Raw genomic sequence first — 12708 nt, forward strand, 5'->3', positions numbered from 1 at the left:
TAGCATTTTCATCAAAACTGTATTATAATAAATTTTTGTGCAAAGATATATGTAATTTGCTCATCTGCTTGTGAACCTGTATACATATTCTGAAAAATAAAACATTCCGATTCAGGAAGGATTTTGCTCAGGCTATGTAGAAATGGTATTAATAAGGGCGTTAGATTATAGGATAACCCTTATCGTGCAGAAGTATACACAGCAGGATGGCGAGACAGAATAGAAAAGAATATTGCACATGCAGCGAATAGAATTATCCTTCGAAGAGTGTCATTGATACAGGAAGGAAATTTTTTTCGACATTATGAAAAAAATTGTCGAATCTTGAAGGATTTTCTTCAGGTCATCTCGAATAATATTATAGCAGGGTGATGTCCATGGCCAATCAGCTGCCGGAAGAAGTAATCGAAGAAGTCCGGAAAGCAAACGATATCGTCGATGTCATCGGCGAATATGTCCAGTTAAAAAAACAGGGAAGGAATTTTTTTGGTCTTTGTCCATTTCACGGAGAGAACACGCCATCTTTCTCCGTAACCCAGGAAAAGCAGATTTTTCACTGCTTCGGCTGCCAAAAAGGCGGCAATGTAATTACTTTTATGATGGAAATAGAAGGCTTTTCTTTCTATGAAGCATTGAAATTTCTTGCGGATAAAAGCGGTACGGACCTTCCCGAATCCGCAAGCAGCCCGCAGAATTCACTCACGCAGGAAAATCAGCGTCTTTTGTCCGCCTATGAATGGCTCACCAAATTTTATCATCACCTGTTGCGTCATACCAAGGATGGAAAAGAAGGTTATCAGTATTTCCGCGACAGAGGATTGGATGAGGAAACGATTGAGGCCTTTCAATTGGGTTTTGCGCCGAATGCCAAGGACTTTACGAAGGAATTCCTTGATAAAAAGGGCTTCCATCAGCAATTGCTCATTAAAGCAGGTTTACTTTCCCTTCAGGATGATAATAGTGTAAGTGACCGCTTTCGTGGCAGGGTAATTTTCCCTATTCGTAACCACCTGGGCAAAACGATCGGGTTTGGCGGACGGGCGATTGCAGGGCAGGAACCAAAGTATTTAAACAGTTCGGAAAGTGAATTGTTCCAAAAAGGCAAGCTGCTTTATAATTTTGACCTGGCCAAGAAGCATATTCGCAAGCGAAGTGAAGTAGTGTTATTTGAAGGGTATATGGATGTGATAGCCTCCTACCAGGCAGGTGTAAAAAATGGCGTGGCGACAATGGGAACGGCCTTAACAGAAATGCAGGCAAAACTGCTCCGGCGCTATGCCGACCGCGTGATTATTTGTTACGACGGCGACAGTGCCGGTACAGAAGCAACGGTCAAAGCGGCAGAGCTGCTGCGGCGAACCGGCAGCGAAGTGAGAGTGGCTGTCCTCGAAGATGATATGGATCCGGATAATTTCATTCAAGCCTATGGGGCAGAAGCTTTTCAAACCCAGGTCATTCAAGCGAGTGATGCTTTCATAGGTTTTTATATCCGCCACTTGAAGAAAGACTACAATTTAAGTCTGGAAGGCGAGAGGATTAAGTATATTGAGGCTGTGCTTGATCAGCTGGCAATGATTGAGAGCCCGGTGGAAAGGGAATATTATCTAAAAGAGTTGAGTAATCAATATAATATTACCATGGAAACACTGACAGAGGAAATCTCATCCCGCCGCCGAAAGTCCGGATTTCACCAGCATAAGAGCGACAGGAACAGATATACTAGGGAGTATGCAGGAAAGCCGAAAACAAACAAACTGCTTCCGGCTTTTCAAAATGCCGAAAAAAAACTTATTTCTTATATGCTGCAGGATCCCTATATCAGTGACAAGGTACGGGAAGAATTAGGAGCTGGGTTCAATATGGATGAACACCAGATTATCGCAACCCGTCTCTATGCCCATTATGAAGAGGGAAATTCTGCTGATGTAAGTTTATTTATAGAAAACTTAAGTGATCCGCATCTAAGGGAGCTGGTTGCTGAAATGGCAATGACTCCGCTTTTTGAGGGGATCAGTGATAAGGAAGTCAATGATTATATTCGGATTATCCGCACACAGGCTAGTGCCTCGGGAAGCGTCCGGGAACTCAAAGAGCAGCAGCGCCTGGCTGAGCAGCAGCAGGATCCCGTCAAGGCCGCGCAGATCGCGATGCAAATCATTGAACTGCAAAAACAGCTCAAAAATATTAATTGAAATACAAAGCAGTCTGGAAGGAGGGGCACTCATGGCCGACAACAAATCTTCACAAACAAAGCAAAACGAAACGGAACTAACCCTTGAGCAGGCAAAAGAGCAACTCTTAGAGATGGGGAAAAAACGCGGCGTTCTTGCTTATGAAGAAGTGGCAGACCGCTTGTCCAATTTTGCCATTGAATCAGATCAGATGGACGAGTTTTATGAGTACCTGGGAGAACAAGGTGTCGAAGTCATCGGTGAATCGGAAGAGGATCCGAGTATGCAGCAGATCGCGAAAGAAGAGGAATTTAATTTAAATGATTTAAGTGTTCCATTAGGGATAAAAATCAACGATCCTGTTCGGATGTATCTGAAAGAAATTGGACGTGTGGACTTATTATCTGCCGCTGAAGAGATTGAACTGGCCACCCGCATTGAACAAAGTGATGAAGAAGCGAAAAGACGACTCGCCGAGGCAAACCTGCGTCTCGTTGTCAGCATCGCCAAACGCTATGTGGGTCGCGGAATGTTGTTCTTGGACCTGATCCAAGAAGGAAATATGGGCTTGATTAAAGCTGTAGAAAAATTCGATTACCGAAAAGGTTTTAAGTTCAGCACCTATGCCACCTGGTGGATTCGGCAGGCAATTACCCGCGCTATCGCTGACCAGGCGAGAACCATCCGTATTCCGGTTCATATGGTTGAGACGATCAATAAACTGATCCGCGTTCAGCGGCAGCTGCTGCAAGACCTGGGCCGGGAGCCCACACCCGAGGAGATTGGCCAGGAAATGGAACTGTCTCCTGATAAGGTGCGCGATATTCTTAAGATTGCCCAGGAACCTGTATCCCTGGAAACACCAATCGGGGAAGAGGACGATTCCCATCTGGGTGATTTTATTGAGGACTATGAAGCGGTTTCCCCATCGGATCACGCTGCATATGAACTCTTAAAAGAACAGCTGGAGGACGTACTTGATACGCTGACAGACAGAGAAGAAAATGTGCTTCGTCTGCGTTTCGGGCTGGATGACGGCAGGACGCGAACTCTGGAAGAGGTCGGCAAAGTATTCGGCGTCACCAGAGAAAGAATCCGCCAGATTGAGGCAAAAGCGCTTCGCAAGCTCAGACATCCAAGCCGCAGCAAACGGCTGAAAGATTTCCTTGACTAAAATTTAAACAATCAGCGCGGCTGGACTTTCGTATATTGCGCAGACCGTGCTTGCCGCGGGCGGAGGGAAGGGTATGGCAGATGATCGGAAGGCAATCATCATCAAAGAGATAAACTACTGGAAGGAGCATAACCTTCTTCCCCGTATGTATTGTGATTTTCTGCTGGCCCTGTATACCCAGGGAGAAGAACTGAATGAAGAAGCGAAAACCGGAAATACTAATAAGCGAATATTGCTTTATGTATTTCCGCTTATCCTTCAGATCCTTATGGTACCGTTTGCATTTGTTGTTATTTATTTTACAGAATTTGCCGCTGTTTTGCAAATGGCTCTTTTGCTCTTTTTTTCCGCTTATTCGCTGTGGATGGCTGTATACCTAAAGGAAAGTTCAGGTTTTTTTCAGCATATGGCACTTTCCCTGTGTCTGCTGCTTATCATGCTGACTGCGGTGTTTGCCGCTAGTCTCATCAGTACAAGTGTCTGGTTGACCCTTTCGATCATTCTTGTAAATTTCCTGTTATGGATGGTAATCAGCTATAAAAAGAATGTAAAATATTTGCGGATACTGGCAGGGTTAGGCATCGTATTTACCATTATTTATGGTAATTTATCATTTTTTATGGACTTATCGCTTTAAACTCTCATCGTTATCGAGTAAAATAAATGTAGTTTGAAACAATTACAGGATTACTTTGGGTATACATAAGGAGGAAAAGACAATGAAAAGAAACCCAGTCATCCCTTATGCACTTATTGCAGTTATAGGGGTTCTTACCGTAATTATCATTTCGTTTGTTGGCATTAATCAGCGTGAAGCCATCCAGGAAGAAGGAGAAGGCGGCGGTGAGCAAACCGAAGAGCAAGGCGGTGGAGAAGAGTCCAGCGGAGAAGGCGGAGGCGGTGAGGGTGCGACTACCGCAGACGCTGAAGCTATTTATGAATCCAACTGTGCCAGCTGTCACGGCGCTGATTTATCCGGTGGTGCGGGTCCTTCTCTGCAAACAGTCGGAAGCACATATTCAGCTGAAGAGATTGCAGATATTGCCGTCAACGGTACCGGAAGCATGCCTCCTGGTATGGCCACACAGCAAGAAGCAGAAGCTTTAGGCCAATGGCTTGCAGAAAATTATCAATAAGAAACTGAAATAGAGGATGGGGAAGCTTTCTGCTAAAACAGAAAGCTTTTCTTCATTCGTGGGAATTACCAAGAATACGGAGAAAGTGGAGAAAGCCATGACGAATACAGTAAGGTTATCCAGACGTTTGCAGGCAGTGGCAGATTACCTGCCGACATCCGCTTATTTTGCAGACATAGGTTCAGATCATGCCTATCTTCCCTGTTACGTTTGTCTTCGTGATAAGACAGCAAGGGCCATTGCCGGTGAAGTAAAACAAGGTCCGTGGCAGCGGGCATCTGATACTGTCAAGCAATACGGAATGGAACAAAAGGTTGATGTCCGGCTCGGTGATGGAATGGAGATCCTGTCCCCGGGTGAAGCAAAGCAAATTGTTATCGCCGGAATGGGCGGGTCGCTGATTGCAAACATCCTGGAAGAAGGAAAAGAAAAACTGGAGAACGTCAAGCGCATCATCGCGCAGCCCAATGTAGATGCAAGAAATACAAGAAGATGGCTGCAAAAAAACGGATTCGCAGTTACGGATGAAGTTATTATCGAAGAACACGGCCATATTTATGAAATTATTGCAGCAGATAGACATACAGAAAATGATCCGTATGAAGAGAACCAGCTGGAACAGCAGCTGTTGTTCGGCCCGGTATTGCTGAATAAGCGGCCGGATGCATTTTACCGGAAATGGGAAGAAGAGTACTCGAAACTTCAGTTCGTGATGCAGGAGATGAAAAAAGCAAAGACGACGAATGCGGAAAAAATGGAGGAGTTTTCCAGGGAAGCGAAATGGATTAGGGAGGTTTTACAGAAATGACAACCACAGCTCGTGACATTTTTCACTTGATGGAAAGCTGGGCACCAAAAAACCTGGCTTATGACTGGGATAATATTGGTTTGCAAATCGGGTCATCCAACAAAAAAGTCAAGAAAGTAATGGTTGCATTAGATGTATTGGAAACGGTAGTGGATGAGGCAGTTGAAAAACAGGCAGATTTGATTATCGCTCATCATCCACTGCTGTTTCAGTCCATAAAACAGATCAATCTTGATTCTCCAAAGGGGCGAACCATTCAAAAGCTGATCCAGCATGATATCATGGTATATGCCTCCCACACCAATCTGGATGCGGCTGCTGGAGGGGTCAATGATATGCTGTGTGAGCAGCTTGGGATTTCTGCGGAAGGACCGCTTGCTGATGCGGCATCGGAAACGCTATATAAAATTGCGGTCTACGTACCAAGGACGCATCAGGAAGAATTAAGACAGGCATTTCATGAAGGCGGTGCAGGGCAGATCGGCAATTACAGCCATTGCACCTTCCAGTCTCCGGGTCAGGGAACATTCCAGCCAATGGAAGGCACCAATCCCTACATTGGAAAACAGGACAAGCTGGAGATTGTTGATGAAGTGAAAATGGAATCGATTGTTCCGGAGGCAAAGCTGGATTCAGTGCTGGAAGCGATTGAAAGTGCGCACCCTTATGAAGAGGTGGCGTTTGATGTTTATCGTTTGGAGAATCCCGGTGAGACGTTTGGCCTCGGCAGAATCGGCAAGCTGAAAGAAGCAATAACACTAGAGCAGCTGTGTGCACAGGTGAAAACAGCTTTTTCCTTGCCGCGCGTCCGCGTTACCGGAGATTTAAACAAAAAGGTGCAGAAGATAGCTGTACTCGGCGGCAGCGGGGAAAAATATGCTTCGATTGCAAAGAAAAAAGGTGCAGATGTCTACATTACCGGAGATATGACCTTCCACCCGGCGCAGGATGCCTGGCAGGCAGGCTTGCCGATTATTGATCCTGGTCATCACATCGAGCAAGTGATGAAACAACAGGTGAAAAACTATTTAGATGACAGGCTTCCGCAAAAAGCAGCAGAAATTATCGTGTCCGAAACCAATACAGAACCGTTTCAATTTATTTAACAGCCTGTTTGATTCCTTGGTGATAAACCAGGTTCTAAAATAAGGACGGATAAGAGAGGAACCATTATGGAAAAACAAAATTTTGAAGAATTTGCTTTTACCACGGAAATACGCAGTGCCATTGAGCAGCTGAAATTCAAAAAGCCGACAGAAATCCAACAGCAGATTATCCCGGCAGTACTAAAAGGAACCAGTGTGATTGGCCAATCCCGTACCGGCTCGGGAAAAACCCATGCCTATCTGCTTCCGCTTCTCAGCAGGTTAGACGAGGCAAGGCAGGAGGTGCAACTGGTAATCACTGCTCCAACCCGGGAATTGGCGACACAAATTCACGAAGAAGTAAAGACCATTATCCGTTATGCTGGCAAAGAACAGGAATGGTCGGCAAAACTCTTGATTGGCGGAACGGATAAACAGAAGATGATGGAGAAATTAAAGACGCCTCCGCATATTGTGACAGGTACGCCAGGCAGGATCCTGGACATGGTTAAAGAAGGTGCGCTATCCATTTTTTCGACAGCATCGTTTGTCGTCGATGAAGCGGATTTAATGCTGGACATGGGATTTATTCAGGAAGTGGATCAGCTGCTTGTCCGCTCGAGACAGGATATTCAGCTGTTGGCGTTTTCTGCCACCATCCCGGAACGTTTGCAGCATTTTCTGTCCAAATATCTGGAAAATCCGCTGCATGTCAAAGTGGAGGACGATTTTTCTCCGGAAACGATGGAACACTTGCTGATCGATACGAAACATCGAGGGGAATCGGCAATCATTCTGGAAATTTCCAAAGTTATTCAGCCGTATATTGCCATTATTTTTACGAACGGTAAACAACTGGCTAATGAACTGTCGGCCTCGCTCCAGGAAAAAGGGCTGGAAACAGGGCTAATCCATGGCGGACTGACACCGCGGGAGCGAAAAAGGGTTCTGAAAGACATTCAGAATCTCCGTTACCAGTATATCGTCGCTACAGACCTGGCTTCCAGAGGGATCGATATTAAAGGAGTCAGCCATGTGATTAATGCCCAGCTGCCCAAGGAAGAGGATTTTTATATTCATCGTGTCGGCAGAACAGCCCGAGCGGGGATGGAAGGCAGTGCAATCAGTCTGTACAGGGAAGAGGATATCAAGCTGATCAGCAGGCTGGAGGAGAAGGGACTGTCCTTTACTTATACGGATGTTAGAGATGGTGAATGGAAAGAGGCCAAGCCGTGGAATACCCGGCGTCTGCGCAAAAAAACCGATACAAATGTCGAGAGGGAAGCCTGGAAGAGGGTACCGAAAGCGAAAAAGGTAAAGCCCGGCTACAAAAAGAAACGGCAGAAACAGCAGGCTTCCATTAAGAAGCAGCTGTCCAAAAAAAGTTATCGCAAAAAATAAGGGAGAGTGGATGTTATGCTGAAAATCGGCTCACATGTATCCATGAATGGAAAGAAAATGCTGCTGGGTTCCAGTGAACTGGCAGCCTCATATGGTGCCAACACGTTTATGATTTATACAGGGGCGCCGCAAAATACACGGAGAAAACCGATTGAAGAATTAAATATTGATGAAGGACAGGAACATATGTCAGCTCATGGAATAAAAGATATCGTTGTTCATGCCCCTTACATCATTAACATTGGAAATACGACAAAGCCGGAAACCTTTGAGCTTGGTGTGGATTTTCTCCGGAATGAGATGGATCGAACGGACGCGCTTGGAGCCAGGCAAATTGTCCTGCATCCCGGCTCGCATGTGGGAGAAGGTGCGGAAAAAGGAATCAGCAAGATCATCGAAGGGTTAAACGAAGTGCTGGAAAAGGACAAGCAGGTACAGATCGCTTTAGAGACCATGGCTGGGAAGGGTTCGGAAATCGGCCGTAACTTCGAGGAACTGGCAGCAATTATGGACGGTGTAACACATAACGAAAAGCTTTCGGTGTGCATGGATACGTGTCACATCCATGATGCCGGTTATGATATTGTCAATGATTTTGACGGCGTACTTAATGAATTTGACAAGGTCATCGGGATCGAACGGTTAAAAGTCATCCATGTCAATGACAGCAAAAATGAACGCGGTGCCGGTAAAGATCGTCATGAAAATATTGGATTTGGCCATATTGGTTTTAAGGCGTTGCATGGCGTGATTCATCACCCTCAGTTGGAAAGCCTGCCAAAAATACTGGAAACCCCGTTTGTCGGACCAGATAAGAAAAATAAAAAGGCGCCATACGGGTTTGAAATTTCCATGATTAAAGATGGAGAATTCGATGAAACGTTAAAGGATAAAATTGTTCAAGCTTAAGTGCAGCATAAAAAAGCGGCCTCGACATCGTCAGGTCCGCTTTTTTTGGCATGTGCCTAATATTCAAATAAATGTTCCACCCCATAGGATTTAATCAGCTGGTAAAATAACTTTTCCGCCTGCCTCGCCGTTTTCGGGTCAGTGATCTGAGCAAGTTCGCTAAAGATTTTTTTCCGGTCTGCAGCTAAAAATGGATCCTGAGAAGTATTTCTTAAGTAATGGACGATTTGCTCCGCTTCCATCCGTTTCACTTGAAATTCGTATTGCCTGGCAAACTTTAGGAGTTCATCTGCCGATATTGAGCGGATTTTTTTCCGTGCAAGTTCCTTCATAAAAAAAGACATATTCATCCCCCTCGCCGTTCAAGCCGTTTTTCTTCTGGTGAAAATTTAGCACAAGCTTCATTTTTCCAGACCATAATGTACTCTATGCGCTCTGGTGAAAAAGTTGACAGGACACAGGTACATGCCAAAATGTTACATCAGTAGAAAACCGGAAAATCCATAAGCTATAAACGCACCTCAACCAGAAGAAAAGGAGGGCTTGGCTATGGATGAGAAGAAAAACCATGGGATGGAACATGCGCCAAATCATGGAGAAGGCAAAAAAAACCAGGACTATGTAGGCATCGAGCCGGACAGCTCCCGAAATGAAGAATTTGCGACAGAGTTCACGGCAGATGATCAGGTCCGTGAAAACCGCGGAGAATCGGCTCGTGCGGACTCCGATGTGAATACCATGTATGGATGGATTGGGATTATCCTCGCCATCGCTTCATACTTTATGTGGCCAATCATTCTCGGCGGCGCCGGTGTTATTTTAGGCTTTGTTTCCAGAAGTCGCGGTGCTGACACGCTGGGAAATGTAGCAATTGCCGGTGGGGCGATTTCGATTATCATTTCACTGTTTATCATTCCGTTTGTATAACCAGAACAGGGGCTGAGTTTTCAGTCCCTGTTTTTATATAACGGGAAATAATAATACCTGCCTGTCTCCAGCTTATTAGGATCAGCGGAAGGGTTCATCGTTTGAAAATCAGCCAGGATCTGAGCGGGATTTATCCTCGTCAGCGGACTGGCATGTATACGCTCAACAATCGACAGTACCGTTTCACCGGTTCGAGCCTGAACATGGGACACTTGGTAATCCATATTTGTCAGTACTGGTTCCGTTGCACTGGTATTTTCTTTTCCCGGAGAAAAACCTAATTGTAAATCTTTATAAATCCCGATCAAACATAGTATAATGAAACTAAATAAAATAACTTTTTTTAAAAACCGCACAGGAATCACCTCTGAACATGAAACATTTTTCTTATGTATACGTAGAAGAGATAAAAGGGGGAAGATGGGTATGGATTTATTTTCGCTTTCATGGATTGGATTTGTCATTACCTTCTTAGGTACATTATTTCTAATCGGGGAAATTTTAGTCAACATGCGAGGATTTTTTGGTCTTTTGGGTATGGGATTTATTACCGTTTATTTTACCGCCTACTCGGATACAAGCTCGTATATCCTTATGATTGTAGTATTTGCTATCGGGCTGGCAATGATTATCATTGATGGAAAGATCGTTAATGATGGAACACTGGCAATAATCGGCTTGGCGGTAATGCTGATGGCCGTAGCGCTCGCCGCACCTGATTTTACCTCAGGTCTGTATGCGGTGCTTGGTGTTCTCTTAGGTGCATTGGGTTCCTTGGTATTCCCCAAGGTTTTTAAACGCAGGGAGATGTGGACAAAAATCGCCCTAAATGATCAATTATCCTCCGAGGCCGGCTACAATTCGATGAATGACAGCTACAGGGAATTGCTTGATGAGGAAGCGATAACACTTAACGCGCTAAGACCAACCGGGACAATCCGCGTGAACAACAAGGATTACAGCGCCGTTTCCAATGGCCAATGGATTGAAAAAGACACGCCTGTGAAAATAGTACAGGTGGACGGAACCAAAATACTGGTTGAGAAAATAACGGAAAAAACACAACGGGGATAACACGTATAAACCATTCGGTTTTGCGTGTTATTTTTTTGCCTGCAAAAAGGTGTAGTGGGTGCCTCGGTTTTACTAATACATAATAATCTTTGATTTCGGGTAGTAAATAAACAGAGACGAATCAGGCAATGTAAATTTAATGTAAAGTTTATGGCTTAATCCTTTACAAAAGAATCACGTTCATTTAATAATGGGGAAGGCATGTGACAACTTTCGACAGAATGAAGGGCGGGTAAAAAGTGGAAATTGATGTACAGACATTAATATTTGAGTTCATTGGCGGACTGGGGATTTTTCTTCTTGGGATTAAATACATGGGGGAAGGTTTGCAGCGTTCTGCCGGGGATCGTCTCAGGGATATACTGGACAGGTTTACAAGCAATCCATTTTTAGGTGTGCTTGCCGGTATGATCGTAACGATTCTGATTCAGAGCAGTTCGGGAACAACTGTATTGACCGTCGGCCTGGTTAATGCCGGATTTATGACATTCCGCCAGGCGATCGGTGTGATTATGGGTGCCAACATTGGAACAACGGTTACTGCATTCATCATAGGAATAGATTTGGGTGCCTATGCACTGCCGATTATTTTTGTCGGGTGTGTGCTCTTGTTTTTCTTTAAAAATCAGAGAATCACTGCAATTGGACAAGCTGTCTTTGGTTTTGGTGCACTTTTCTTCGGTCTTGAGCTCATGAGCAGCGGGATGTCACCGCTCCGTGAAGTGGAAGCTTTCCAGGAATTGACTGTAAGCATGAGTAATACACCTATCCTTGGTGTTGTGATCGGTACCGTGTTTACCGTTATCGTGCAAAGCTCCAGTGCAACCATCGGCATTCTGCAAGGATTGTATGATCAAGGGGCGATTGAATTGCAAGCCGCCTTGCCAGTACTATTCGGTGATAATATTGGTACAACGATCACCGCGGTGCTTGCTTCGATCGGTACGACTGTAGCAGCCAAGCGCGCGGCTGCCACGCATGTGTTTTTCAACATGGTTGGTGCGACAATCGGTCTTTTACTGTTAGGGGTGTTCACACAGTATGTGACATTCCTTCAAGGTCAGTTCAATCTGAATGAAGAGATGACCATCGCCTTTGCACACGGAAGCTTTAATTTAGTGAACACCATTGTCCAGTTTCCATTCATCGCAGGGATTGCCTGGATGATAACCAAACTGATCCCCGGGGAAGATGCACTGGTTGAATACAAACCGAAGCATCTGGATCCGATTTTTATCCAGCAGTCGTCCACACTAGCTTTGGATCAGGCTAAGGAAGAAGTTATTCGCATGGGAGACTATGCTGTTCAGGGACTGGAAGAAACAAACCAGTATCTGTCCACCCATCAGCAGAAGCATTCGGATATGGCTATGCAGCTTGAGGGAGCGCTGAATAATCTGGACAAGGAGATTACCAACTATCTGATAAACATCTCTTCTGAATCACTCACTGAAGCGGAAAGTGCTAAACATACCGCTTTAATGGATTCTGTAAGAGATATTGAACGGATCGGGGACCATTTTGAAAACATTCTGGAACTGATCGATTATAAAATGTCCAATAAGGTCAATTTAACCGAACAGGCGGAAGAGGATTTGAATAACATGTTTGATTTGACCATTCTCACCGTAAAACAGGCGGTTCGTGCGCTGGATACAAATGACAGAGAAGAAGCGCTTGCCGTTGTTCAGAAAGAAGATCAGATTGACAGCATGGAACGCAATTATCGCAAGAAACATATTATTCGGGTAAATGAAGGACAGTGCTCCGGATCTGCAGGCATTGTATTTGTGGATATCATCAGCAACCTGGAACGGATTGGCGATCACGCGGTAAATATTGCGGAAGAGGTATTGGGCGAGAAAGGTTAAAGAGGAGGGAGGAACCCCTTCTCTTTTTTTTGCCGGTTTTTTAGTTGAATTCCTGCTCGGGTGGTGCTATAGTATTTAATGTTGCTTAATAGTCATAAAGAAAACAGTTTGCATTTGCAAAAAAGATATTGACAGATTCTGTCGTACATGGT

13 protein-coding genes are annotated in these 12708 nt (G+C 44.8%); 11 read left to right on the top strand and 2 right to left on the bottom strand.

Annotated elements, in window-relative coordinates; translation table 11 throughout:
* Nucleotides 1-377 precede the first annotated feature (377 nt).
* The 8 genes from dnaG to CEG13_RS04300 all read left to right on the top strand — a co-directional run bounded on the left by dnaG (nt 378) and on the right by CEG13_RS04300 (nt 8684).
* Nucleotides 378-2192: a DNA primase gene (gene dnaG / locus CEG13_RS04265; protein ID WP_100010627.1), complete on the top strand. Its 1815-nt coding sequence runs from the start codon at nt 378-380 to the stop codon at nt 2190-2192.
* 31 nt (nt 2193-2223) lie between these two features.
* Entirely contained in the window at nt 2224-3345 is a 1122-nt protein-coding gene (gene rpoD / locus CEG13_RS04270) for an RNA polymerase sigma factor RpoD (RefSeq protein WP_100010628.1), read from the top strand.
* A 73-nt stretch (nt 3346-3418) separates the two neighbouring features.
* Nucleotides 3419-3982: a hypothetical protein gene (locus CEG13_RS04275; protein ID WP_100010629.1), complete on the top strand. Its 564-nt coding sequence runs from the start codon at nt 3419-3421 to the stop codon at nt 3980-3982.
* An 82-nt stretch (nt 3983-4064) separates the two neighbouring features.
* Nucleotides 4065-4481 carry a cytochrome c550 gene (gene cccA, locus CEG13_RS04280; RefSeq protein ID WP_100010630.1) on the top strand — a complete coding sequence of 139 codons (417 nt, stop codon included), beginning with the start codon at nt 4065-4067 and terminating at the stop codon, nt 4479-4481.
* 97 nt (nt 4482-4578) lie between these two features.
* The gene (locus CEG13_RS04285) at nt 4579-5289 is read left to right on the top strand and encodes a tRNA (adenine(22)-N(1))-methyltransferase (protein ID WP_100011177.1); all 711 of its coding nucleotides are present in this window, start codon (nt 4579-4581) and stop codon (nt 5287-5289) included.
* Nucleotides 5286-6395, top strand: a complete 1110-nt coding sequence (locus CEG13_RS04290) for a Nif3-like dinuclear metal center hexameric protein (protein WP_100010632.1) — start codon at nt 5286-5288, stop codon at nt 6393-6395. The genes CEG13_RS04285 and CEG13_RS04290 overlap by 4 nt, the downstream gene beginning before the upstream one ends.
* Nucleotides 6396-6461: 66 nt before the next feature.
* On the top strand, nt 6462-7775 hold the full coding sequence (locus CEG13_RS04295; protein WP_100010633.1) for a DEAD/DEAH box helicase: 1314 nt from the start codon (nt 6462-6464) through the stop codon (nt 7773-7775).
* Nucleotides 7776-7790: 15 nt separating this feature from the next.
* Nucleotides 7791-8684: a deoxyribonuclease IV gene (locus tag CEG13_RS04300; protein ID WP_100010634.1), complete on the top strand. Its 894-nt coding sequence runs from the start codon at nt 7791-7793 to the stop codon at nt 8682-8684.
* 56 nt (nt 8685-8740) lie between these two features.
* Here the strand turns inward: CEG13_RS04300 and CEG13_RS04305 are convergent, their stop codons facing one another.
* Nucleotides 8741-9028 (bottom strand): DUF2624 domain-containing protein, encoded by a 288-nt coding sequence (locus tag CEG13_RS04305; RefSeq protein ID WP_100010636.1) that lies wholly within the window; start codon nt 9026-9028, stop codon nt 8741-8743.
* A gap of 205 nt (nt 9029-9233) precedes the next feature.
* On the opposite strand from CEG13_RS04305, the gene CEG13_RS04310 reads away from it, so the two are divergent.
* Complete coding sequence (locus tag CEG13_RS04310) at nt 9234-9611, top strand: hypothetical protein (protein WP_100010638.1); 378 nt, start codon at nt 9234-9236, stop codon at nt 9609-9611.
* A gap of 20 nt (nt 9612-9631) precedes the next feature.
* Here the strand turns inward: CEG13_RS04310 and CEG13_RS04315 are convergent, their stop codons facing one another.
* Nucleotides 9632-9967: a hypothetical protein gene (locus CEG13_RS04315; protein WP_100010639.1), complete on the bottom strand. Its 336-nt coding sequence runs from the start codon at nt 9965-9967 to the stop codon at nt 9632-9634.
* Nucleotides 9968-10037: 70 nt separating this feature from the next.
* Between CEG13_RS04315 and CEG13_RS04320 the strand changes: the two genes are divergently transcribed.
* Both CEG13_RS04320 and CEG13_RS04325 read left to right on the top strand, forming a co-directional pair.
* On the top strand, nt 10038-10685 hold the full coding sequence (locus CEG13_RS04320) for an NfeD family protein (protein ID WP_100010640.1): 648 nt from the start codon (nt 10038-10040) through the stop codon (nt 10683-10685).
* 239 nt (nt 10686-10924) lie between these two features.
* Nucleotides 10925-12556: a Na/Pi cotransporter family protein gene (locus CEG13_RS04325; RefSeq protein ID WP_100010641.1), complete on the top strand. Its 1632-nt coding sequence runs from the start codon at nt 10925-10927 to the stop codon at nt 12554-12556.
* Nucleotides 12557-12708: the final 152 nt, after the last annotated feature.

This window comes from Lentibacillus sediminis (genome assembly GCF_002763455.1).
GTDB classification, from domain to species: domain Bacteria; phylum Bacillota; class Bacilli; order Bacillales; family Amphibacillaceae; genus Lentibacillus_D; species Lentibacillus_D sediminis_A.